Source organism: Oryzobacter terrae, from assembly GCF_042756445.1.
GTDB classification, from domain to species: Bacteria; Actinomycetota; Actinomycetes; order Actinomycetales; family Dermatophilaceae; genus Oryzobacter; species Oryzobacter terrae.
The window spans coordinates 1,398,813-1,422,600 of the sequence record NZ_CP170578.1 but is presented as its reverse complement, the minus strand read 5'-3'; the positions used below and the strand labels follow the sequence as shown (position 1 = coordinate 1,422,600).

The 23,788-nt window shown below is 73.5% G+C and carries 20 protein-coding genes; 11 read left to right on the top strand and 9 right to left on the bottom strand.

The features are described 5' to 3' along the window. Positions 1 to 4: 4 nt before the first annotated feature. The 4 genes from ACFWN3_RS06555 to ACFWN3_RS06540 all read right to left on the bottom strand — a co-directional run bounded on the left by ACFWN3_RS06555 (position 5) and on the right by ACFWN3_RS06540 (position 8,086). Complete coding sequence (locus tag ACFWN3_RS06555; protein WP_377644564.1) at positions 5 to 2,125, bottom strand: EAL domain-containing protein; 2,121 nt, start codon at positions 2,123 to 2,125, stop codon at positions 5 to 7. A 175-nt stretch (positions 2,126 to 2,300) separates the two neighbouring features. Next, positions 2,301 to 5,918, bottom strand: a complete 3,618-nt coding sequence (locus ACFWN3_RS06550; RefSeq protein WP_377644562.1) for a TM0106 family RecB-like putative nuclease — start codon at positions 5,916 to 5,918, stop codon at positions 2,301 to 2,303. Positions 5,919 to 6,009: 91 nt separating this feature from the next. Further along, complete coding sequence (locus ACFWN3_RS06545) at positions 6,010 to 6,420, bottom strand: hypothetical protein (protein WP_377644561.1); 411 nt, start codon at positions 6,418 to 6,420, stop codon at positions 6,010 to 6,012. A gap of 106 nt (positions 6,421 to 6,526) precedes the next feature. After that, positions 6,527 to 8,086 carry a dolichyl-phosphate-mannose--protein mannosyltransferase gene (locus ACFWN3_RS06540; RefSeq protein WP_377644560.1) on the bottom strand — a complete coding sequence of 520 codons (1,560 nt, stop codon included), beginning with the start codon at positions 8,084 to 8,086 and terminating at the stop codon, positions 6,527 to 6,529. A gap of 51 nt (positions 8,087 to 8,137) precedes the next feature. On the opposite strand from ACFWN3_RS06540, the gene rsmI reads away from it, so the two are divergent. From rsmI to ACFWN3_RS06515, 5 genes are all read left to right on the top strand, one after another. After that, on the top strand, positions 8,138 to 9,064 hold the full coding sequence (gene rsmI / locus ACFWN3_RS06535) for a 16S rRNA (cytidine(1402)-2'-O)-methyltransferase (protein ID WP_377644558.1): 927 nt from the start codon (positions 8,138 to 8,140) through the stop codon (positions 9,062 to 9,064). Between the two features lie 104 nt (positions 9,065 to 9,168). Next, the gene (locus ACFWN3_RS06530; protein WP_377644557.1) at positions 9,169 to 10,665 is read left to right on the top strand and encodes a M28 family peptidase; all 1,497 of its coding nucleotides are present in this window, start codon (positions 9,169 to 9,171) and stop codon (positions 10,663 to 10,665) included. Positions 10,666 to 10,773: 108 nt separating this feature from the next. After that, positions 10,774 to 11,481, top strand: coding sequence for a succinate dehydrogenase cytochrome b subunit (locus ACFWN3_RS06525; protein WP_377644555.1), 708 nt, complete (start codon positions 10,774 to 10,776; stop codon positions 11,479 to 11,481). 11 nt (positions 11,482 to 11,492) lie between these two features. Continuing rightward, positions 11,493 to 13,493 carry a fumarate reductase/succinate dehydrogenase flavoprotein subunit gene (locus ACFWN3_RS06520; RefSeq protein WP_377644553.1) on the top strand — a complete coding sequence of 667 codons (2,001 nt, stop codon included), beginning with the start codon at positions 11,493 to 11,495 and terminating at the stop codon, positions 13,491 to 13,493. A 52-nt stretch (positions 13,494 to 13,545) separates the two neighbouring features. Continuing rightward, positions 13,546 to 14,289, top strand: coding sequence for a succinate dehydrogenase/fumarate reductase iron-sulfur subunit (locus tag ACFWN3_RS06515; protein ID WP_377644551.1), 744 nt, complete (start codon positions 13,546 to 13,548; stop codon positions 14,287 to 14,289). Positions 14,290 to 14,304: 15 nt separating this feature from the next. Here ACFWN3_RS06515 and ACFWN3_RS06510 read toward each other — a convergent pair whose 3' ends face one another. From ACFWN3_RS06510 to ACFWN3_RS06495, 4 genes are all read right to left on the bottom strand, one after another. After that, the gene (locus ACFWN3_RS06510; protein ID WP_377644549.1) at positions 14,305 to 14,589 is read right to left on the bottom strand and encodes a hypothetical protein; all 285 of its coding nucleotides are present in this window, start codon (positions 14,587 to 14,589) and stop codon (positions 14,305 to 14,307) included. 44 nt (positions 14,590 to 14,633) lie between these two features. Continuing rightward, positions 14,634 to 15,377: a CPBP family intramembrane glutamic endopeptidase gene (locus ACFWN3_RS06505; protein WP_377644547.1), complete on the bottom strand. Its 744-nt coding sequence runs from the start codon at positions 15,375 to 15,377 to the stop codon at positions 14,634 to 14,636. A 117-nt stretch (positions 15,378 to 15,494) separates the two neighbouring features. Then, positions 15,495 to 15,683 carry a hypothetical protein gene (locus tag ACFWN3_RS06500; protein WP_377644545.1) on the bottom strand — a complete coding sequence of 63 codons (189 nt, stop codon included), beginning with the start codon at positions 15,681 to 15,683 and terminating at the stop codon, positions 15,495 to 15,497. 60 nt (positions 15,684 to 15,743) lie between these two features. Beyond that, entirely contained in the window at positions 15,744 to 16,244 is a 501-nt protein-coding gene (locus tag ACFWN3_RS06495; protein WP_377644543.1) for a hypothetical protein, read from the bottom strand. A gap of 114 nt (positions 16,245 to 16,358) precedes the next feature. Here ACFWN3_RS06495 and ACFWN3_RS06490 point away from each other — a divergent pair, with 114 nt between their 5' ends. After that, a complete protein-coding gene (locus ACFWN3_RS06490; RefSeq protein WP_377644541.1) occupies positions 16,359 to 16,949 on the top strand; it encodes a TetR/AcrR family transcriptional regulator in 591 nt (196 codons plus the stop codon). A gap of 90 nt (positions 16,950 to 17,039) precedes the next feature. Beyond that, complete coding sequence (locus ACFWN3_RS06485; protein WP_377644539.1) at positions 17,040 to 17,855, top strand: hypothetical protein; 816 nt, start codon at positions 17,040 to 17,042, stop codon at positions 17,853 to 17,855. Between the two features lie 10 nt (positions 17,856 to 17,865). Here the strand turns inward: ACFWN3_RS06485 and ACFWN3_RS06480 are convergent, their stop codons facing one another. Continuing rightward, complete coding sequence (locus ACFWN3_RS06480; RefSeq protein WP_377644538.1) at positions 17,866 to 18,468, bottom strand: DUF4126 domain-containing protein; 603 nt, start codon at positions 18,466 to 18,468, stop codon at positions 17,866 to 17,868. Between the two features lie 184 nt (positions 18,469 to 18,652). Here ACFWN3_RS06480 and metG point away from each other — a divergent pair, with 184 nt between their 5' ends. The 4 genes from metG (at position 18,653) to rsmA (ending at position 23,759) form a co-directional block, all read left to right on the top strand. Continuing rightward, on the top strand, positions 18,653 to 20,455 hold the full coding sequence (gene metG / locus ACFWN3_RS06475) for a methionine--tRNA ligase (RefSeq protein WP_377644536.1): 1,803 nt from the start codon (positions 18,653 to 18,655) through the stop codon (positions 20,453 to 20,455). 4 nt (positions 20,456 to 20,459) lie between these two features. Continuing rightward, on the top strand, positions 20,460 to 21,314 hold the full coding sequence (locus tag ACFWN3_RS06470) for a TatD family hydrolase (protein ID WP_377644534.1): 855 nt from the start codon (positions 20,460 to 20,462) through the stop codon (positions 21,312 to 21,314). Positions 21,315 to 21,619: 305 nt separating this feature from the next. After that, positions 21,620 to 22,741 (top strand): ubiquitin-like domain-containing protein, encoded by a 1,122-nt coding sequence (locus tag ACFWN3_RS06465; protein WP_377644533.1) that lies wholly within the window; start codon positions 21,620 to 21,622, stop codon positions 22,739 to 22,741. 151 nt (positions 22,742 to 22,892) lie between these two features. Next, the gene (gene rsmA, locus ACFWN3_RS06460) at positions 22,893 to 23,759 is read left to right on the top strand and encodes a 16S rRNA (adenine(1518)-N(6)/adenine(1519)-N(6))-dimethyltransferase RsmA (RefSeq protein WP_377644531.1); all 867 of its coding nucleotides are present in this window, start codon (positions 22,893 to 22,895) and stop codon (positions 23,757 to 23,759) included. Positions 23,760 to 23,788 lie beyond the last annotated feature (29 nt).

Below are 23,788 nucleotides of genomic sequence, written 5' to 3'. Positions count from 1 at the left end.
TGGGTCAGCGGCGGGTCGGCTCGGCGAGCGGTGCGGGGGCGGTCACGGGCGGGACGCCGATCGTGGGGCGGCCGAAGTAGTAGCCCTGCCCGAGGTCGATGCCCACGTGCCGCAGGAGGCGCCACTGCTCGGCCGTCTCCACGCCCTCGGCGCAGACCCGTGCCCCCATGCTCCGGGCCCACCCGACGAGGGTGCGCAGCGACTCCTGTCGGCACACGTCCTCGAGGTCGCCGAGCAGGCTGCGGTCGAGCTTGACGACCTCGGGGCGCAGCCGCATGATCCGCTCGATGTTGGAGTACCCCCGGCCCCAGTCGTCGATCGCGACGAGGGCACCGCGGGCCCGGCAGTCCCCGACGACGGCCATGACCTCGTCCCAGTCGTCGGTGTCGGTCTGCTCGGTGATCTCGAGGACGACGCCGCGCAGGTCCGCCGGCAGGACCTCCTGCACCTGGTCGCTGACGAGCGCCCCGACGCTGACGTTCACCGACAGGTAGGCGCCGCGTGGTCGCTGCGCGATGGCGGCCGAGATCGCGGCGGCCTCGAGCTCGGGACCGCGCCCGTCGCGGTGGGCCTGCGCGAAGACCGACTCGGGGTCGCCCTCGGCGAAACGGCTCAGCGCCTCGTAGCCCACCGGGGTCCCCGAGGAGATCTCGACGACGGGCTGGAGGGCGATCTGGTGGACGGGGAGGGTGCGGGTGAAAACAGCGCGGTTCGAGATCCGGGAGCACCCGCGGCCGGCGTGCTTGGCGTCGTAGAGGGCGCGGTCGGCCAGCTCGACGACGGCGCCGGGCTCGGTCCCGGGCACCCAGGCGGCGACCCCGGCCGAGAACCGCTGACCACGGGGCATGAGGTCCTGCATCACCTGGAGCCGGTCGACGGCCTGGTCGACGTCGGACCCCGGCAGGAGGAGGCCGAACTCCTCGCCGCCGTACCGGGCGAGCAGCTCACCCGGGAGCAGCAGGTCGGACCAGGCGGCGACGGCCTCGCGCAGGAGCAGGTCGCCGGCCTGGTGGCCGTGCTCGTCGTTGTACCGCTTGAAGTGGTCGAGGTCGATGAGGGCGACCGACAGGGGCCCGCCGGTGTCCTCGGCCTGCTGGAAGGCGCGGCCGAGCTCGTGGTCCCACGTCCGACGGTTCGGCGCCCCGGTGAGCCCGTCGCTGCGGGCGAGCGCGGCCAGCTGGACGGCCTGGACCTCGACGGTGCGCACGAGCAGTCCCAGCCGGACGAGGACGAGGATCGAGAGCACGACCGACCCGATGGCCGCGAGCCGCCAGGCGATGACGCCGTCGAGCACCCCGTCGAGCAGGAGGGTGAGCCCCGGGAGGACGAGCCCGCAGCCGAGGAGGAGCATCCGCCGCTGCGGGGACGCGGCGCTCTCGCGCTGGACGCCCTCGGACCCGAGGTGCGAGGCCGACCCCGTGCTCGCCGCCGTCGCGACGCCCAGGTACCCGAGCAGCCAGAGCATGTCGAGCCACCCGGCGGTCTCGGCGCCCGGGTCGCGCAGCGCGATCACCGACCAGACGAGGTCGGCGGCCAGGGTGGCGAGGACGGCGAGGAGCAGCCAGCGCAGCGCGGGCGTCCGGGCGCCGACGGTGGTCCACAGCCGGACCACGACGCCCATGAGCAGCACGTCGGCGACGGGGTAGCCCGACGCGGCGAGCCGGCCGGCCACCGAGAGGGTCGAGTCGGTGGCGATGGGGGCGATGAGGAAGGTCCCCACGACGATCCCGAAGCCGACCGCCACGATGGCGGCGTCGAGGAGCGGGGTGGGGTCGGAGCGGTTCTGCCGGCCGCGGACGAGGCGCAGCAGGCCGACGGCGATGACGACGTACGCCGCGAGGTAGAAGGCGTCGCTCGGTGCCGGGTAGGCGTCGTAGTGGACGACGTACTGCTCGACCGAGAAGACGACGTCGCCGAGGACCCACCCACCGAAGCCGAGGAGGACGAGCACCCACCCGCGCCGCACCGGCATCGGCAGGCGGCGCGCGGAGAGGAGGCCGACGGCGATGCACACGACGGCGAACGTGTCGTAGACGACGTCGCGCGGGCCACCGGCGGGCAGCAGGGGATAGGCGCACCAGAGGGCGCCGAGGATCACCACGGTTGCTCGTGATGCTGACGACATCGCCACACCATCCCCGTCGGACGGAATCCCCTGCGTTGTCGAAGGACGCGGGAATCGTCTCAGGGTTGGCCCGAAACCGCAGGCGGATGGGGCAATCGTGTCGGATGGGACGAGGGGGAGCGCGTCGGACGGAGGGCGAGGGACCGGGGAGGGCAGGCGGGTGGCGGCGTCGGGGTCAGGCGGGCGCGGGGACGAGCGGGGCGGTGACGTCGAGCTCCGCGGTGGTCACGGCGGTGGCGCACAGCCCGAGGAAGGCGCCGAGGGCGACGAGCTCGGTGGGAGTCCGGGGTGCGAAGTCGGTGAGCACGTGCGAGCGGACGACGAACGCCGAGTGCTTCCCGCGGGAGACCGCGACGTTGAGCCGGTGCCGGTCGAGGAGGAAGCCCATCCCGCGCGAGACGTCGGAGTGCGAGGACGCCGCCATCGACAGGATCGCGACCGGCGCCTCCTGCCCCTGGAACTTGTCGACGGTGCCGACGGCGACGTCGGTGAGACCCGCGTCGTCGAGGGTGCGCCGGATCCGTCCGACCTGCCCGTTGTAGGGCGTGATGACGAGGACGTCGGCGGGACCGAGCGGGCGCGGGCCGACCTCGGCGCCGGTCGCATCTCGCTCGGAGAGGTCGTGCCAGGTGCGGCCGAGGAGGTCGTGGACGAGGTCGCGGACCGCGTCGGCCTCCTCGGGGGACCAGGTGCTGTTGTCGTGGTGGTCGACGAGGCGCACGTGCAGCCCGGGCTCGACGCCGTCGAGGCGCCGCCGGCTCGTCACCGGCTCGTGGGACCGGAGCTGCCCCGCGTAGGACAACCGCGAGACGGGCTCGGTGAGTGCCGGGTGCATCCGCCACGTCGTCTCGAGGAAGTAGCCGAGGGACGCCGGGAGCACGGGCTCGTCGCCGATGAGCCATCCGAGCGCCGAGGCGTCGACGGGGTCGGGGTGGGTGCCCTGGGAGACCTGCGGGAGCTGCTGGGGGTCGCCGAGGAGGAGCAGACGGCTGCCGGCCACCGAGCAGGCGAGCGTCTTCGCGAGGGAGAACTGACCCGCCTCGTCGACGACGACGAGGTCGAGCCGGCCCCGCTCGATGCGCTTGGTGCTCGTGAGGTCCCACGCGGTCCCACCCACGACGAAGCCGAGCCCGGCGCGCTCGAGCGGCGCGATGAAGCCGGCGAGCTCGTCGGCCCGCTCGAGCGAGGTCCACGTGGCGGTCGCGGGCTCGCGGCTCGCCTTGCCGACCTGCTCGCGGGGGACGCCGGCCGCGATGACGGCGCGCAGGACGTTCTCGATGGCCTTGTGGCCCTGTGAGGTGACCCCGACCCTCCAGCCGTGGTCGAGGACGAGGCGGGCGATGACGTGGGACGCGACGTAGGTCTTCCCCGTCCCGGGAGGGCCCTGCACGGCGAGGTACGAGGAGTCGCTGTCGAGCAGCGCGGAGGTGATGGCGTCGACGTGGCGCGTGGGGCCGTCGTCGACGACGGGCAGCGGTGCGCCGCCGCGCTGGCGCGGGGGGCGCCGCACGAGGAGGTCGATGCCCGCGGTGCGCGGGAGCTCGTCGCCGGCGTCGACGACGGACTCGGCCACCTCGGCGAGGGCGTCGTCGATGGGGCGGGTGCTCAGCACCTTCGACGGGACGAGCGCCACCGGGAGCGCGGTGTGCTCGCCGCCGCCCTTCGGCGTCAGCTCCTCGACGAGGAGGGCCTGGTGCAGGCGCCCGTTGGGGGCGACGGTGTCGACGGCGTCGAGGACCCGCACCGTGGCGGTGGAGCGGGCGTTGCAGTGCCCGGGGAGGGTGACGACGCCCTGGGGTGCCGGGTCGGCGTAGACGGCGCTGACCTCGGAGCCGGGCCCGAGCGGGATGCTGCGCATCGGCTCGCCGTCGAGCCGGAGGGTCCGCCGGGCGGAGCGGGCCCGGGGCGGGAGGCTCCACGGCTCGACGACCGCGCCGCCCTCGACGAGGAAGACGCCGTCGGCGGCGCGCCAGTCGCGCACCGGGGTGCGCAGCCGCTCGAAGTGGGCCTGCCACACCGGCTTGTCCTCGCGGACGTGGAAGAGCACCGACGACGCGACGAGCGCGACGGCCTGCTGCTCGGGGGAGCGCTCGTGGGGCCGGATGCCCTCGAGGCGGCTGCGCAGCAGCGTCTCGAGGCGCATGAGGGCGAGGCGCTGGTCGCTCGGGGCCTGGGCCTCGGCGACCTCGGTGGCGCCCGGGGTCATGAGGTCGGTGGCGCCGTGCTCGGTGACCCGGGCGAGCAGCCAGTCGCGCAGCCGCCAGGTCGAGATGCAGTCGTCGAGGTTGTAGTCGCGGATCTCGTCGAGGAGGCGCTGCCGCTCGTCGGCCCGCTCGGCGATGCCCGCGGCGATGACCTGGTGGTAGACGACGATCGAGTCGGCGGCGTTGGTGACCGCGGCCTCGCGCGCCTCCATGTACAGCGGCTCGAGCTTCTTGATCGAGTAGGAGCGCTGGGAGACCCGGATGGCGGCGCGCACGACGGCGTAGAGGTCGACGAAGACGCCGTCGCGCAGGAGCTGGTCGACCTCGTCCTCGCAGACGCCGTGCCGCGCGGCGAGGCGGAGCAGGGCCGCCGTCTCGTAGGCCGCGTAGTGGTAGACGTGCAGGTCGGGCCAGCGGCGGCGCCGGTCGGAGAGCCAGCCGACGAAGTCGATGAGCGCCTGCCGTTCGGCGGCGCGGTCGTGGGCCCAGAAGGGGGTGAACTCCTCGCCGCCGGAACCGGCCCCCGCGGCATCGACGTCCGTGACGGCATCGACGGTGAGGCAGCCGAACAGGTACTCGAGCCCCCACGTGCTCGAGCCGGGCTCGGACCAGAGCGGGTCACCCTCGAAGTCGAAGAAGACGTCGCCGGGGGAGGGGGTGGGCATCCGGCGCAGCGGGTCGGAGTCGGTGACCTCGAAGCGCACCCCGCCGCCGGGGTCGCGCTCCTGCTCGAGCTGGAGCCGGGCCTGGTGGCGCAGCCGCTCGAGGGTGGCCGCCCGGACGTCGGGGACCGGGTCGGTGCGCACGGCGAGCTCGTCGATGGTGGTGACGCCCGCCTCGTGCAGGCGACGGCGGGTGGGGGCGCGGACGCCGGCGACGAGGAGGAGGTCGCGGGCGGCCTCGACCTCGGGCTCGCACACCTCGCACCGGCCGCAGGCGAGCCAGCGAGGGTCACCCCAGCGGGCGGGACCGGTGTCGGCGTGGTGCTCGGCGAGGAGGGCGTCGAGCCGCTCGCGGCGCGCGCGGTAGACGGGGAGGATGTCGTGCAGCTCGAAGTCGCGGACGTCGCCGCTGCCGACGACGAGCCGCGCGACGGGGGCCGCCGGCACCCCGGACGCGCGCAGCATGGCGGCGTAGGCCGCGATCTGCAGCAGGGCCGGGACGGACTCGCGACGGGCCAGCTTGGTGTCGCTGACGAGCCAGCCCTGCGGCGTGTGCTCGAGGAAGTCGGCGTGGCCGACGAAGCCGCCGTCGAAGAAGGTGGCCTGGTAGACGACCTCGGCTTCGGAGCTCAGCGCCTCGAGGGTCTGCGCGTGGGCGTGCTCGAGGCCCGCACGGGTGTACGTGGGCCGCTCGAACTGGACGACGCGACCGCGGTGCGCGCCGACGAGCCGGCGCAGCTCGGCCTGCTCGTGCTCGTTGCCGAGGGCGATGACGCGCTCGGCCATCGCGTCGGCGCTGGACGCGGCGGGGGTGGCCCGGCCCAGGATGACGTCGAGGTCGCGCACCAGCGCGAACTCGCACACCGACGCGGTGCGCAGGTCGCTCGCGCTGATGACGAGCCGCTGGTCGTCGCCGAGGAGGAACATGCCCCGAACCTAACCCTGCCCACCGACACCGGCCCGGACGGTCGACCGTCCCGCGTGCCCGTGCCGCCGACCCTCGACCGGGCGGACGTCCTCAGGCGGGGGAGCGCCGCGCGAGGGCCGGGCGGGCCCGGCCGGCCCGGTGGAACAGCCACGACGACAGCGCGAACAGGCCTGCGTACATCGCCGTGAGCCCGGCGACGTCGAGGACCGAGACCGACCCCGTCGCCGACGTCCCCGCCGCGAGGACGCCGACCGGCACGAGGACCTGCGCCACCGCCGTGGCGAGGAGGACGACCGCCATCGCGCGAGCCCGGAACCGGGCGACGACGCTTCCGATCGCGAGGACGCCGATGACGACGAGGTACCAGCGGTCGGCCCGTCCGTCGCCGATGACGCCGAGCGCTCCCGCGCCGAGGACGAGGAACAGGGCCGTGGCCATCGCGAGGAGGAGGGCGTACCGGTACGAGGAGGCGGCGGTCCGCGAGGCGGTCGAGGAGGTCATGCCGTCACGCTAGGGCGGCGCCGGTGGGAGGCGTGGGGCGGAACTGTGGAGGTTTCGTGCAGATCGCCGACCCCCGCCCCCGGGGTGGGGGTCGCCCGGCCCCGGGTCAGATCCAGCTGGGGAACCACATCCGCCACCGCCACTGCTCGTAGGGGATGGTGTCGGCGACGTAGACCGGGTGGAAGAAGGTGAACAGCGCGAGGGTCAGCAGGAGGTACCCGCCGACGACGAGCCAGCGGGTGCGCCACCGGTCCGGGTCGTCGGGGCGCCGCCCCACGAACAGGCCGATCGCGAAGGCGATGGCGATGACGACCCACGGCTCGAAGGCGACGGCGTAGAAGGTGTAGATCGTGCGGTCCTGGTAGACGAACCACGGCAGGTAGCCTGCGGCGACCCCGGCGACGACCGCCCCGGCCCGCCAGTCGCGCCGCACGACCCACCACCAGAGGACGACGAGCAGGGCGACGATCCCGACCCACCAGACCGAGATCGTCCCGATCGGGTTGATCGCCGAGGAGCAGGCGTCGACGGCGCACCCGTCGATCCCGAGCTTCGGGTCCTCGTAGTAGAAGGACGTGGGGCGGGTCTGGACCAGCCACGACCAGGGGTTCGACTGGTAGGGGTGCGGGGTCTGCAGGGTGGTGTTGAACGCGTACGCGTCCTGGTGGTACCTGACCCAGTTGCGCAGCACCGGCGGGAGCCACTGCACGCCCTCACCGGGGTTGAAGGTGTCCCACCGCCGGTGGTAGCCCCAGCTCGTGAGGAACCACCCCGACCACGAGAGCGTGTAGGTGACCACGGCGGTCCCCACCATGGCGACGGCGGCGAGCGGCCCGTCCCTGAGCACGGCCCCGGCCGCCCAGCGCCGCACCCCGGCGGCCCGGCGGGCCCCCATGTCCCACCAGATCGTCAGCAGCCCGAACACGGCGAGGAAGAACAGACCCGACCACTTGGTGCCCGTGCAGAGCCCGAGCGAGATGCCGGCCACCCAGCGCCACGGGCGCCAGCCGAGCCACGGTCCCATGCCCTCGGGCCAGGTGCCGCGCGGGAGCGCCCCGACCTTCTCGGCGAGGACCTCCCGGCTGCGGTCCCGGTCGAGGAGCAGCGCCGCGAACCCGCAGAGCGCGAAGAACATGACGATGACGTCGAGGATCCCCGTGCGCGACATGACGAAGTGCGAGCCCTCGAAGGCGAGGAGGAAGGCGGCGACGCAGCCCAGCGCCGTCGAGCCGAGCATCCGCCGGGCCACCCGGCCCACGACGAGGATCGACAGCGTGCCGAGCAGGGCGACGGAGAACCGCCAGCCCCAGCCGGAGTCCGAGCCGAGCAGCCACTGGCCGGCCGCGATGACCCACTTGCCCACGGGCGGGTGGACGACGAAGTCGCCGTCGACGGTGGAGAAGATGTCCTGCTGCCCGCCGACGAACGCCTCGTCGGGCTTCTTCAGCGACGACAGGACGCGCATCTCGACGCCGTGGTGGAGCAGCGAGTACGCCTGCTTGACGTAGTAGGTCTCGTCGAAGACGAGCGCGTGCGGTCGGTCGAGGGTCCAGAACCGCAGCAGCCCCCCGACGAGCGCGATGAGCCCGGGCCCGAGCCAGCCCCACAGCCGGTCGGTGGGCCGGTACCCGAGCAGGCGCGATCGCAGCTCGTCGGTCCGGGTCACCGGGTCAGCCTAGGTGAGCCCTCCGGACGCCCCGCGTGCGAGGATCCCCCCATGACCGACGGTGTCCTCGTCCTGGCGGCGACCCCGATCGGGGACCCGCGCGACGCCGCCCCACGCCTCGCCGACGAGCTGCGGACCGCCGACGTCGTCGCGGCCGAGGACACCCGTCGGCTGCGCCGCCTGTGCGGCGACCTCGGCGTCGAGCCCACCGGACGGGTGCTCTCCTTCCACGAGCACAACGAGGCCGCGCGCACCCCCGACCTCGTCGAGCGGCTGCGGCTGGGGGAGCGCGTCCTCGTCGTGACCGACGCCGGGATGCCGTCGGTGTCCGACCCCGGCTACCGCCTCGTGACCGCCGCCGTCGACGCCGGGATCCGGGTCACCGGCGTCCCGGGCCCCTCCGCCGTGCTCATGGCGCTCGCCGTCTCCGGCCTTCCCGTCGACCGCTTCTGCTTCGAGGGCTTCCTCCCCCGCAAGGGCGGTGAGCGCGCGAGCACCCTGACCGCCCTCGCCCGGGAGCCACGGACGATGGTCTTCTTCGAGGCCCCGCACCGCCTCGAGCGCTGCCTCACGGCGATGGCCGAGGCCTTCGGGCCCGACCGCCCCGCCGCGGTGTGCCGCGAGCTGACCAAGACGTACGAGGAGGTCCGGCGCGGTCCGCTCGACGAGCTCGCCCGGTGGGCGGCCGAGGGGGTGCGCGGGGAGATCACCGTCGTCGTCGCCGGCGCCACCGCCGTCGTCGCCGACCTCGACAGCCGGCTCGACGGCATCCGGGCCCGCGTCGCCGCCGGGGAGCGGCTCAAGGCCGTGTGCGCCGAGGTCGCCGCCGAGACCGGCCTGTCGCGCAAGGCCCTCTACGACGCGGTCGTCGCCGCCCGCGCGCCCGCGCCCCCCTCGACCCCCACGCCCCCCTCGACCCCCACGACCCCAGCGGCGCCCTCGACCCCCACCTCACCCGCGCCACCGGCGGCACCCTGACCGCGTCCCACGCGTTGGTCCCCGTCACAGGGTTCCCACCTGTCGGGGCGAGGGCTTACCGTCAGGGCACCCAGACCGGCTCGGACCCCACCCGGAGGACACCCATGGCCCGCAGTGCGCACCGGATCGGCGTCGTCGTCGCCGTCGGTGCCGTCGCGCTGTCCGCCGCCCCGTCCGCCCTCGCGGCCACCGACGAGGCCTGCGCCGCCCGCGTCAACGACACCCACGCCCTGCTCGAGGAGTGCGTCACCCTCGAGGGCGTGCGGGCCCACCAGGCCGCGCTCCAGGCCATCGCCTCCGCCCACGGCGGCACGAGGGTCTCGGGCACGCCGGGCGCCACCGCCTCGGTCGACCACGTCGTCGACACCCTGCGGGCCGCGGGCTACACCCCCACGGTGCAGGAGCTGACCCTCGACACCTTCGTCACGACCCGACCGACCCTCCTCGAGCGGGTCGGCCCCGACCCGGCGGCCCTGCCGACGAGCGTCCTCGGGTACTCGGGCAGCGGTGACGTCACCGCGCCGGTCAGCGTCCTGCCCGGGGGGCCGGCCGACACCACCCCCGGGTGCGAGGCCGCCGACTACGCCGGCCTCGTGCCGGGCACGGTCGCCCTCGTCCCCCGCGGGTCGTGCACCTTCGCCGCCAAGGCCACCCTCGCGGCCGCGGCCGGGGCGTCGGCGGTCGTCGTCTCCAACAGCGAGCCGGGTGCCCTCAACGCGACCCTCGGTGCCGACGCCGGGCTCGACCTCCCCGTCGTCGCGGTCACCCAGGACCTCGGCCGCCAGCTCGCCGCGACCCCCGGCCTCGTCCTCCACGTCCGCACGGCCACCCTCAGCGGGCCGGTCACGACGGCCAACGTCATCGCCGAGACCCGCGGGGGCGACCCCGACAACGTCGTGATGGCGGGCGCGCACCTCGACTCGGTCAACGCCGGGCCGGGCATCAACGACAACGGCTCCGGTGCGGCGGCGCTGCTCGAGGTCGCCGTGCAGATGGCGCGCGTCGAGCCCGACAACCGGGTGCGGTTCGCGTGGTGGGGCGCCGAGGAGGCCGGCCTCGCCGGGTCGGCCCACTACGTCCGCGGGCTGACGCAGGCCGAGCGCGACCGGATCGCGCTCTACCTCGACGCCGACGTCATCGGCTCGCCCAACCACGTCTTCTTCGTCCACGACGGCGACGACTCCGACGCCACCGGCGCCGGCCCCGGGCCCGAGGGCTCGGCGCGCGTCGAGAAGACCCTCGAGGCGTTCTACTCCCTGCGCGGGATCCCGTGGAAGGGAACCGACCTCACCGGTCGCTCCGACCAGGGCGCGTTCATGGCCGTGGGCATCCCCACCGGCGGTCTCACCACCGGCGACGACGGCATCAAGACCGTCGAGGAGGCCGCGCGCTGGGGCGGGACGGCGGGCATCCCCTACGACCCCTGCCACGAGCAGGCGTGCGACGACGTCGACAACTCCAACGACGAGGCCCTCGACGTCAACGCCGACGCCCTGGCGTTCGGGGTGCTGCAGTTCGCCATGAACACGCAGGACGTCAACGGCGTCCCGGGCCGCGCCGACTTCCCCCCGGTGAGCCCGCTCGTCCCGGCAGCACCTTAGACAGCGGCGGTGGCGCGCACCGGTACCCGCAGGTAACCGGGCCAATCTCACAGTGCGCGAGCGCGCCCCAGCCTCGCCGCGACCCCGGCCCCCGACTACCCTGACCGCGTGGCCACTACGTCAGCACCTCCGCGTCCCGCGACGGCCCGCCGCACCACCATCGCGCTCAAGATCCTCATGGCGGGGACCGGGCTGGTGTTCGTCGGGTACGTCCTGCTCCACATGTACGGCAACCTCAAGGCGCTCGCGGGCGAGGAGGCGTTCAACACCTACGCCGAGCACCTGCGGACCTTCGGTGAGCCGATGCTCCCGTACGGCGGCCTGCTCTGGGCGGTGCGGATCGTGCTGCTGCTCAGCCTCGTCGGTCACGCGTACGCCGCGTTCTCGCTCTGGGCCCGCGCCGGGAACGCGCGCCGCTCGAAGTACGCCGCGGGGCGCACCGCCCTGCGCACCGCGTGGATGCGCTGGGGCGGGGTCTTCCTCCTCCTCTTCGTCGCGTGGCACCTCCTGCACTTCACGATCCTGAAGATCTCGCCGAACGCGGGCGCCAACGGTCCCGACGTCGAGAACAACCCGTACCGCCTCGTCGTCGCGAGCTTCCAGGTCCCGTGGATGACGCTCCTCTACGTCCTGGCGATGCTCGCCCTCGCGCTGCACCTCGCGCACGGGGTCTTCAGCGCCCAGCAGACGCTCGGCTGGACCGGGACCCAGAAGGCCTACCGCCGCGCCAGGCTCATCGGCAACGCCACGGCCCTCGTCGTCGCCGGAGGCTTCCTCCTCCCGCCGCTCGCCATCCTCTTCGGCCTGATCAAGTGAGGCACTGACCCATGTTCGGAAAGACCGAGAACGCCGGCATCGTCCACGGCCTCTACACCGAGGGCGAGGCGATCGCCGACACCCGGGCCCCCGCCGGCCCCATCGCGGGCAAGTGGACCCAGCGCAAGTTCGACGCCTCGCTCGTCAACCCGGCCAACCGCCGCAAGCTCGACGTCATCATCGTCGGCACGGGGCTCGCCGGGGCCTCGGCCGCGGCGACGCTCGGCGAGGCCGGCTACAACGTCAAGTCGTTCTGCTTCCAGGACACCCCGCGACGGGCCCACTCCATCGCGGCCCAGGGCGGCATCAACGCGGCGAAGAACTACAAGGAGGACGGCGACTCGGTCCACCGCCTCTTCTACGACACGGTCAAGGGCGGCGACTACCGCGCACGCGAGACCAACGTCTACCGCCTCGCCGAGGTCAGCGCGAACATCATCGACCAGTGCGTCGCGCAGGGCGTCCCGTTCGCCCGCGAGTACGGCGGCCTGCTCGACAACCGCTCCTTCGGCGGCGTCCAGGTCTCGCGCACCTTCTACGCCCGCGGCCAGACCGGCCAGCAGCTCCTCATCGGCGCCTACCAGGCGCTCGAGCGGCAGGTCGCCGCGAAGACGGTCGAGCAGTTCACCCGCCACGAGATGCTCGAGCTCGTCGTCGTCGAGGGCCGCGCGCGCGGCATCATCGCCCGCGACCTCGTCACCGGCGAGATCGAGACCCACCTCGCCGACGCGGTCGTCCTCGCCTCCGGCGGGTACGGCAACGTCTTCTACCTGTCGACCAACGCGATGGGGTCCAACGTCACCGCGAGCTGGCGGGCGCACCGCAAGGGCGCCTACATGGCCAACCCCTGCTACACGCAGATCCACCCGACGTGCATCCCCGTGTCCGGCGAGCACCAGAGCAAGCTGACCCTGATGTCGGAGTCGCTGCGCAACGACGGCCGGATCTGGGTGCCGAAGAACCGCGAGGACTGCACCAAGGACCCGCGCGAGATCGCCGAGGACGACCGCGACTACTACCTCGAGCGGATCTACCCGAGCTTCGGCAACCTCGTGCCCCGCGACATCGCCTCGCGCCAGGCGAAGAACGTCTGCGACGAGGGCCGCGGCGTCGGCCCGATGGTCGGCGACTTCCGGCGCGGCGTCTACCTCGACTTCACCGACGCGATCGCCCGCCTGGGCCGCGCGGCCGTCGAGGCCAAGTACGGCAACCTCTTCGACATGTACGCGCGGATCACGGGGGAGAACCCCTACGAGGTCCCGATGCGCATCTACCCGGCGGTCCACTACGTCATGGGCGGCCTCTGGGTCGACTACGACCTCCAGTCGAGCATCCCCGGGCTGTTCGTCACCGGCGAGGCCAACTTCTCCGACCACGGGGCCAACCGGCTCGGCGCCTCGGCGCTGATGCAGGGCCTGGCCGACGGCTACTTCGTCCTGCCGAACACGATCCGCGACTACCTCGCCAAGGGCCCGTTCGAGCAGCTGCCGGAGGACACCCCCGAGGTCGTCGCGGCCCGCACCGCGGTCGAGGAGCGCACCCGCCGCCTCCTCGCCATCAACGGCGAGCGCAGCGTCGACTCCTTCCACAAGGAGCTCGGCAACGTCATGTGGGAGTACTGCGGCATGGAGCGCTCGGAGGAGGGCCTGCTCAAGGCGATCGACCTCATCCGTGGCCTGCGCGACGAGTTCTGGCGCAACGTGCGCGTCCTCGGCGCGGCCGACACCCTCAACCAGAGCCTCGAGAAGGCCGGCCGCGTCGCCGACTTCCTCGAGCTGGGCGAGCTGATGTGCATCGACGCCCTCCACCGGCGCGAGTCGTGCGGCGGCCACTTCCGTGCCGAGTCGCAGACCGAGGACGGCGAGGCGCTGCGCGACGACGACGAGTTCCTCTACGTCGCCGCGTGGGAGTTCGCCGGTGGTGACGGCGACGGCGTGATGTCGACGCCGGTGCTGCACAAGGAGGACCTCGTCTACGAGGCGATCGAGGTCAAGCAGCGGAGCTACAAGTGATGACGCCCCGCCGCCGCCCGCTCCACCCCTTCGACATCTCGCGAGGACGCGCATGAACCTCACCCTGAAGATCTGGCGCCAAGCCGGACCCCGTCACAAGGGCGAGCTCCTGACCTACAAGGTCAAGGACATCAGCCCCGACATGAGCTTCCTCGAGATGCTCGACGTCCTCAACGAACAGCTCAACGCCAAGGGCGAGGAGCCGATCGCGTTCGACTCCGACTGCCGCGAGGGCATCTGCGGCATGTGCGGCCTCATGATCTCCGGCGAGGCCCACGGTCCCGAGAAGACGACGACCTGCCAGCTGCACATGCGCAGCTTCAGCGACGGCGAGGTCATCACCATCGAGCCGTGGCGGGCCAACGCCTTCCCGGTCATCAAGGACCTCGTCGTCGACCGCGGCTCCTTCGACCGGATCATCCAGGCCGGCGGCTACATCTCGGTCAACACCGGTTCGGCCCCCGACGCCCACGCGGTGCCGGTGCCGAAGCCGAACGCCGACCGGGCCTTCGCCGCCGCCGAGTGCATCGGGTGCGGGGCCTGCGTCGCCGCCTGCCCCAACGCCAGCGCCATGCTCTTCATGGGCGCCAAGGTCACCCACCTCTCCGAGCTGCCCCAGGGCCAGCCCGAGCGGATGGCGCGCGTCGTCTCGATGGTCGACCAGCACGACCACGAGGGCTTCGGCGGCTGCACCAACGTCGGCGCCTGCTCGCAGGCCTGCCCCAAGGGCATCCCGCAGGACGTCATCTCCACCCTCAACAAGGACCTGCGCAGCGCGCTGCGCGCCTCCCGCTGAGGTCGGGGCCCCGGGTCAGGGGGCGGCGTCGTCCGGGGGACCGGTCGGTCGCTGCTGCGGCGGTGTGGGCCGCTGCCGCTGCGGCGTCCGCATGCCCTCGTCGTGGGCGCGGCCGGCGTCGCGCAGGCCGAGGGCGGCGCCACCGGTGAGCGCGGTGAGCAGCCAGGCGACCGCCCGCAGGGCGGTCAGCCCGCTGCCGTCGACGACCTCGACGAGCACCAGCGCCCACGCGGCCGCGGTCAGCACGACCATGACGACGAGGACGGTGAGGGTGCGTCGCCGGGCCTCGGGGGTGCGCATGTCCCGATCGTCGCACGCCGTGGGTCACCGGAGCGGGCGGGCGCTCACAGCCAGGACAGGTGGTCCTTGAGCAGCGCGTAGCCGACGAAGGCGACGACGTCGAGCACGGTGTGCGCGACGACGAGCGGCATGACGCGGCGGGTGCGCGTGTAGACCCAGCCGAAGACGGCGCCCATGACGAGGTTGCCGAGGAAGCCGCCGAACCCCTGGTACAGGTGGTACGTCCCGCGGACGAGGGCACTGGTGAGGATGACGCGCCACGTCCCCCACCCCGCCTCGCCCCACCGCCGGAAGAGGTAGCCGACCATGACGACCTCCTCGAGGACCGCGTTCTGCGCGGCGGCGAGGACGAGGACGGGCACGGCCCACCACGCGGCGGCGAGGTTCGCGGCGGCGACGGTGGTGTTGAGGTCGAGCGCCTTCGCCGCGGCGTAGAGGCCGAGCCCCGGCAGGCCGACGAGGGCGGCCAGCCCGGCGCCGTGGAGGAGGTCGCGGACCGGGCGGCTGAGGTCGAAGCCCATGGTGCGGGGCTCGGCCGGGTCGTCGCGCCGCAGGAGGTGCAGGGCGAGGAGGACGGGGACGAGCGCGAGGGCGATGCCGACGAGCTGGTAGGTGAGGTCGAGCCAGGGGCGGTCGGGGGTGACCGAGCTGTTCATCGCCGAGGTCTGGCTGCCGAGGGCCTCCGGGCGGGTCAGCCGGTCCACGATCCGCAGCAGGGACCAGACCGCCGACGCCCCGAGCGAGACGCCGAGGACGAGCCAGGTCTCACCGAGGTGCTGCCGCCGCATGGCGACAGCGTAGGTGGCTCCGCCCGGGCGTCCGCCGCACGTCGGCTGGGCGCGGGCTGGGAGGAGCAGCGGAGACCGCCGACCGCGGCAGACCAGGGCCCACCGCAGCTGGTCGGCTCAGTGCGCCGTCGCGGGGTGGAGGTACCAGCGGTGGACGCTCACCCGGCGGGCGAGGCGGGCGGTGCGCTCGCGGCGCAGCGCGGGGACGACGACCGCGAGGGTGAGGCCGACGACCGCGAGGCCGCTGACGACGAGGACGACGAGGAGCGTGCTCGCGATGGTCGCGAGTCCGGTGATGGGGCCCATGGCGGGATCCTTTCTTCTACGGATGTAGAACACTCTACACCTGTAGAACCGTAGGCGTCGTCACGGTGTTCCCGCACCGTCGGGGCGGCCGTCGGCCCAGCCCTGCGCCCGGCGCAGCCCCACGACGCGGGCCACCCCGATCCCGGCGACCCCGAGGAGCCCGAGGACGAGGACCACCTGGGCGAGCCGCTGGGTCGGGCCGAGCGCCGCCGCGTACCCCCCGTCGAAGGCCCCGGAGACGACGGCCACCGTCACGGCCAGGGCCAGCAGGGCACCCGCCACGACCGCGGGGCGCCGACGGGTCGAACCGGCGACGACGGCGAGGACGAGGAGGGCCGCGTTCATCGGCAGGGGCACCGACAGGCGTCCGGTGGGCCCGACCGCCTCCCACCAGCTGTCGTCGAGCCCGGTCCGCAGGGCGAGGACCGAGCCGGCGAGCGAGACGGCGGTGACGCCGAGGACGCCGGCGAGCGGCCTGCGGTCGGGAGCGGCGCGGCGGCGCCGGGCACGCGGTCCGGCGGGACGGGTCGCGGTGGTGTCGGGGGGTGAGGTCGTGGGCACGGGGATCTCCTTCGGTGGCGGGGCGGAGCCCCGGGTCGGTGGGACCCATCTCCCCACCCCGCGCTTGGGGCGCGCTTGGGCCCGGCTGGGGACGCCGCGCGACACAATGGCGCGGTGACCCCTCCCGCCAGCGTCCGCGTCGGTCGGCGAGCCGAGCTGCTCGAGGCGGCCGTCGACGTCGTCGCCGAGGCGGGGCTGCGGGGCCTGACCCACCGGGCCGTCGACGCACGGGCGGGCCTTCCCGAGGGGACCTGCTCGGCGTACCTGCGCTCGCGCAGCGCCCTGCTCGTGGCCCTCGCCGAGCACGTCGCCGGGATGCTCGCCCACGACGTCGACGTCATGACGAGCGGGGCCGCCGGCCACCGCGACGACCCCGACGCCGTCGCGGCCGACGTCACCGCCCTGCTCCTGCGCTGGCTCGAGCGGCCCGAGGTCTGCCGCACCCAGGCCGAGCTCTCGCTCGAGGCGGCCCGGCGTCCCGAGCTCATGGAGGTGTTCGCCGACTGGCGGCGCGGCCTCGACGCCGTCGTCCTGCGCCTCGTCGAGGACGGCGGGCACGCCGACCCGGCGCTCCTCGCGAGCGTCGCGATCGCGGCCATCGAGGGGGTCCTGTCGACCGCCACCCGGATGCCGGCCGAGGCGCGCGAGCCGTTCGTGCGGGCCGCGGTCCCGCTCCTCGTCCGCGGGCTGCACGACGGGGGCTGAGCCCGCCGGGGCGCGCGGAGCCGACCCCTCCTGCGGGCCGGGCCGATCCGACCGACCTACGATCTGCGGGTGGACGGGAGGAGCCCAGCGATGTCGAGGACCCCGCACCGCCGCGCCCTGGGGGTGCTCGCGGTCTGCGCCGCGCTGCTCACCGCCGGGTGCAGCGACGACGAGGTGCCCCCGTCGGTGACCCCGCCCGCGTCGGCCACCCAGGCCTCGCCGACGCCCACCGTCACCACGCCGACCCCCTCGGGGTCGGCCACGCCGTCGGCGTCGCCCACGGCGACGCCGCCACCGGCGGACGGGCCCACGGTCGCCGAGGTGTACCGCGACGTGCGCACGTCCGCGCTGTCCGCGGGGTCCGGCCACGCCACGGGCACCCAGACCCGCGACGGCCGCCGGCTGCGGATCGACGTCGAGGGCGTCGCGAACGGCTCGAACCAGACGGTCTTCATCACCACCCCCGCCGGCGGCACCCCCGAGGTGCGCACCGTCAGCGGCCGCTACTGGCTCGGTGGCGACGAGGCGTTCTGGGTCGAGCAGACCGGCGACCCGAAGGCCGGGGCCGACATGGTCGGCAAGTACGTCGAGATCAGCGAGTCCGACGCCACCGAGCTCGGGTCGTTCACCCTGCGCAGCATCCTCACCGAGAAGTTCGGGCTCGCCGAGTTCGCGTCCCTCGAGTCCGACCGGTCGGCCGCCGAGCGCACGAGCCTGCGCGGCACCGACGCGTGGCTGCTCACGGGGAAGGCGGGGGCGCGCCTGTGGGTCGCGGCCGACGGGAGCGCCGCCCTGCTGCGGGCGGTCGGGCCGAAGAGCGCCCCCTCCGACCTCAGCTTCACCGACTGGGACCGCGCGCAGCGCACCCGCCAGCCGACCGCCGACCAGGTCGTCACGAACGAGTGAGGCGCCCGCGTCAGCCGGGCTGGTAGGCGGGGTCTCGCCGCGACCGGCGCCAGCGACGGACCCGGACCCACATCCAGATGAGGAGCCACGCGAGGAGCGCGAGGGCGACGACGACGAACACCGGCGCCAGGACCGCGATGAGCGACAGGCCGATGGAGGCGCCGTCCTCGACCGTGGAGACGACGGGGGCGCCCATCCCGGCCGTGCCGACGTTGACCACCGGGCGGGCCGCCATCTTGCCCGTGTGGACGAGCCCCGAGATGACGACGCCGAGGACGACACCGACCCAAGGGTTCTCCCGCATCCAGCTGGAGTTGTCGAGCTCGGAGGCGGCCGTCGAGGCCGCGAAGATCAGACCGCCCATGCTCGGCCGGATGAAGGTCTGGATCGCGTCGTTGACGGTGTCGACGGCCGGCACCTTGTCGAGGACGACCTCGGCGAGGAGGAGGACGGCCCCGATGCCGATCGCCCAGTTGCTCTCGATCCACTCGTACCCCGTCGGGAGCACGAGGTAGTCGGTGAAGCGGGCGCCGAGCGCCACGACGAGGAACGGGATGTAGGCGTTGAGGCCGGCAGCCGCCGACAGCCCCATCCCCGTGAGGGCAGCGAGCACGGTGGTCCCTCCTGTCGTGCCCACGACCGCCGGTGCGGCCGTGTCGCCGGGAGCAACACCCGACGGTGCCGAGCGTAGTCCCGGGCCTGCGACGACAGGCGCTCCCGCGCGGTTCCGCGAGGTGGTCGTCGTCCGCGCCACGGCGGCGCAGGCCGGGGCGGCGCCGCCACCTAGGATTCGGGACATGAAGGTCCTCTCCGCCGTCGCCTGGCCGTACGCCAACGGCCCACGCCACCTCGGCCACGTCGCCGGGTTCGGCGTGCCCTCCGACGTCTTCAGCCGGTACATGCGGATGGCGGGGCACGACGTCCTCATGGTCAGCGGGTCCGACGAGCACGGGACGCCGATCCTCGTCCTCGCCGACCAGGCGGGGGTGACGCCGCGCGAGTTCGTCGACACCAACCACGCCGTCATCGCCGCGGAGCTCACCGACCTCGGGTGCTCCTACGACCTCTACACGCGCACGACGACCGCGAACCACTACGCCGTCGCCCAGGAGCTCTTCACCCAGGTGTGGCGCAACGGCTACATGGTCGAGCAGACGACCCAGGGCGCCATCTCGCCCTCCACCGGGCGCACCCTCCCCGACCGCTACATCGAGGGCACCTGCCCGATCTGCGGGTACGGCGAGGCCCGCGGCGACCAGTGCGACAACTGCGGCAACCAGCTCGACCCCACCGACCTCATCGACCCGCGCAGCCGGATCAACGGCGAGACCCCGACCTTCGTCGAGACCCAGCACTTCCTCCTCGACCTGCCGGCGCTCGCCGAGGCGCTGCGCGGGTGGCTGGAGGGGCGGGCCGAGTCGGGGACGTGGCGACCCAACGTCATCAAGTTCAGCCTCAACATCCTCGAGGACATCCGCCCGCGCGCGATGACCCGGGACATCGACTGGGGCATCCCGGTGCCCCTCGACGGCTGGCGCGACAACCCCACGAAGCGCCTCTACGTGTGGTTCGACGCCGTCGTCGGCTACCTCTCGGCGTCCGTCGAGTGGGCCCGCCGCATCGGTGTGCCCGAGCGCTGGCGCGAGTGGTGGAACGACCCCGAGGCGCTCTCGTACTACTTCATGGGCAAGGACAACATCACCTTCCACAGCCAGATCTGGCCGGCCGAGCTCCTCGGCTACGCCGGAAAGGGTTCTCGCGGAGGGGAGCCCGGTGTCTACGGTGAGCTGAACCTGCCCACCGAGGTCGTCTCCAGCGAGTACCTGACGATGGAGGGCAAGCAGTTCTCCACCTCCCGCGGCTACACCATCCTCGTGCGCGACGTCCTCGACCGGTACGGCCCCGACGGCATCCGCTACTTCATCTGCGCGGCCGGCCCCGAGAGCCAGGACAGCAACTTCACCTGGCGCGAGTTCGTCCAGCGCAACAACTCCGAGCTCGTCGCGGGCTGGGGCAACCTCGTCTCGCGCACGGCGGCGATGGTCGCGAAGAACTTCGGCGAGGTCCCGCGGCCCGGGCCCCTCCAGCCGGTCGACGAGGAGGTCCGCGCGGCCGTCCTCGGCGGCTTCGCCTCGGTCGGTGGCCTGCTCGAGCGACACCGCCAGAAGGCCGCGATCGCCGAGGCCATGCGCGTCGTCGGGGAGGTCAACGGCTACGTCTCGCGCACCGAGCCGTTCAAGCTCAAGGGCGACGACGAGCGAGAGCGCCTCGCGACCGTGCTCCACACGCTCGTCCAGTGCGTCAGCGACCTCAACACGATGCTCGCCCCGTTCCTGCCGCACGCGGCGAACCGGGTCGACGCCGTGCTCGGGGGCAGCGGCGAGTTCATGCCGATGCCCCGGCTCGAGACCGTCACGGGGCTCGACGCCGCCGACGAGGGCCACACCTGGCCGGTCATCACCGGCGACTACGCTGGCACCCCCCGGTGGGAGTCGCGGCCTGTCGTCGTGGGGACGCCCATCAGCAAGCCCGCTCCGGTGTTCACCAAGCTCGACGAGTCCGTCGTCGACGACGAGCTGGCCCGAGCCGCGGACCGCTGACCCGATGTCGTCGCAGCCGAGCCGACGGGGCGAGCCGGAGCCCCCCGACCCGTTGCCGATCGCGGTCGTCGACAACCACACCCACCTCGACATCAGCCGCGACGACGAGGTCATTCGCGTCGACGACCTCGGGCCGATCCTCGCGCAGGCCGCGGCGGTCGGGGTCGACCGCGTCGTCCAGGTGGGGTGCGACCTGCCCGGGGCCCGGTTCGCCGTCGAGGCGGCCGAGCGCCACCGCGCGGTCGTCGCCGGGGTGGCCCTGCACCCCAACGAGGTGCCGGGCCTGGCGCAGCGCGGCGAGCTCGAGGACGCCTGGGCCGAGATCGAGCGCCATGCCGCCCACCCGCGCGTGCGGGTGGTCGGCGAGACCGGGCTCGACTACTACCGCACCGGCCCCGAGGGCGTCCCCGCCCAGCAGGACTCGTTCCGGTGGCACATCGACCTCGCGAAGCGGCTCGGCAAGACCCTCCAGATCCACGACCGCGACAGCCACGACGACGTCCTGCGGGTCCTCGCCGAGGAGGGCGCGCCCGAGCACACGGTCATGCACTGCTTCTCCGGGGGCCCCGAGATGGCCCGGGAGTGCGTCGACCGCGGCTACCACCTGTCCTTCAGCGGGACGGTGACCTTCAAGAACGCCAAGGCCCTGCGCGACGCGCTCGCCTCGACCCCCCTCGAGCTGCTCCTCGTCGAGACCGATGCCCCCTACCTCACCCCGCACCCGTGGCGCGGGGCGACGAACAGCCCGGCGCTCGTGCCTCTCACCGTGCGGGCGATGGCCGGCGTCCTCGGGGTCGCCGTCCCCACCCTGTGCGCGGCCCTCAGCGAGAACGCCGAGCGGCTCTACGGACCCTGGTGAGTGACCGTTCACCGACGCTGTGACGCGAATCTCGTGACCCGTGTGGCTGGTATGACGGATGAGCACGGATGAGGCACCCGAACCTGAGAATCGTCGTTACCGAAATTTGACCTTGGGTGCCCGCTCCTGCACGGTTGACGGGATGGCCGGGGCCGGTTCGCCTCGGACGACACGTGTGAACACCGCTCCGCCGGCGCCGCCGGACCGGTTCGCGACCCACACGCACGCGCCCCGACCCGGGCTCGTGGCCGCCCCCGGCTGGACGTCCGACGCCGGTGCCCGGAGAGCACGACCCAGGAGCACTTGTGCTGTTCTCTCGACCTCTTCGTCACGCCGCCCAGGGCGTCGCCGCGCTCGCCGTGGCCGCCGGTTCGGTGGGTGTGGCCCACTACGACAAGTCCGTGCAGGTCTCCGTCGACGGCAGGCCCACCACGGTCCACGTCTTCGGCTCGACCGTCGGTGACGTCCTCGACAAGCAGGACATCGCCGTGGGTGCCCACGACGTCGTGGTGCCGGCCGTCGGCAGCGCCGTGAGCGACGGGGACCACATCTCCGTCCGCTACGGCCGCAAGCTCACGGTCACCGTCGACGGCGTGACGCGGGAGTACTGGACCACCGCGACGACCGTCGACGCCGCCCTCAAGGACCTCGGCATCCGGGCCGACGGGGCGGTCCTGTCCGCCTCGCGCTCGCAGCCGCTGGGCCGCGGCGGCCTGGCGATGTCGGTGACGATGCCCAAGAGGGTCACGGTCACCGCCGACGGCCGGACGCGCACCGTCACCTCCGTCGCGCCGAAGGTCGACGGCGTCCTCGCCGAGCTCGACCTCACCAAGGGCGCTCGCGACATCCTGGCCCCCGGGCTGCAGACGCCGGTCGACGACGGCATGAAGATCGTCCTCAAGCGCGTGACGGTCAAGAAGGTCAAGACCACCGAGTCCATCGCCTACGACACGGTGAAGAAGAAGGACGACTCGCTGTACGTCGGCCAGACCCGCGTCGTCACCTCCGGCAAGGCCGGCAAGAAGGCCGTGACCCGCGAGATCACCTACGTCGACGGCAAGCGCTCGAAGACCAAGGTCCTGTCCTCCACCACCGTCTCGCGGCCCACGACCGCGGTCGTGCGCGTCGGCACCAAGCAGGTGGCGTCGTCCGGCGGCTCGGGTGGCTCGGGCGGTGCGATCAACCTCGCCCGCGCGGACATGTGGGACCGCATCGCCGAGTGCGAGTCGAGCGGCAACTGGAGCATCAACACCGGCAACGGCTACTACGGCGGACTGCAGTTCTCGATCTCGTCGTGGAACTACAACGGCGGCGACGACTTCGCCTCGCGCCCCGACCTCGCCTCGCGCGCCGAGCAGATCACGGTCGCGAACCGGTACTACGAGAAGGCCGGGCTCTCGCCCTGGGGCTGCGCCCACGCGGCCTGACCCCCTGACGCCTCTCGGGAGTCCCCCAGAGACCCCGCCGTCCCACCGGAAACCTTTCCGTGGGAGGGCGGGGTCTCTCGTGGGGAGCGCGGGTGGCGGAGCGGCTCGGGCGGGTCGGCTCCTGACCTCGGAGCGCGGCTAGGGTGAGGCCGTGCCCGACCCCAGCGACCACACCCTCCTCGGGGCCGCCGAGATCCGCGAGCTCGCGGCACGGCACGGCATCCGGCCCACGAAGCAGTGGGGCCAGAACTTCGTCGTCGACGGCAACACGGTGCGCCGGATCGTGCGCGTCGCCGGGGTGGGGGAGGACGACACCGTCGTCGAGGTCGGGCCGGGCCTGGGGTCGCTGACCCTCGCCCTCCTGCCGGTCGTCGGGCGGGTCGTCGCCGTCGAGGTCGACCCCGCGCTCGCCGCCGCCCTGCCGGCCACCGTGGCGAAGCACACCCCGGACCTCGTCGACCGGTTCGAGGTCGTCGAGGCCGATGCGATGCAGGTGACCGGGCTGCCCGGCCCTCCGCCCACCGCCCTCGTCGCGAACCTGCCGTACAACGTCTCGGTCCCGGTGGTGCTGCGCTTCCTCGAGCACGTCCCGACCCTGCGCACCATCCTCGTCATGGTCCAGCTCGAGGTCGCCGAGCGGCTCGCCGCCGGACCGGGCTCGAAGACGTACGGGGTGCCGAGCGTCAAGGCCGCGTGGTACGCCGACGTCCGCCTCGCCGGGACGGTGTCGCGCAGCGTGTTCTGGCCGGTGCCGAACGTCGACTCCGGGCTCGTCGCGCTCACCCGCCGCGAGCCACCCGTGACCACGGCGTCGCGCCAGGACGTGTTCGCCTGTGTCGACGCCGCGTTCGCGCAGCGGCGCAAGACGCTCCGGGCGGCCCTGGCGACCTGGGCCGGCTCACCGGCCCTCGCCGAGGAGGCCCTCGTCGCGGCCGGGATCGACCCGCGCACCCGCGGCGAGCAGCTCGACGTCACCGCGTTCGCCGCCATCGCCGCCGCGCGTCCCGCGAGGTCCTGAGGCCCCCGCGGGTCTGGCTAGGGTGGGCG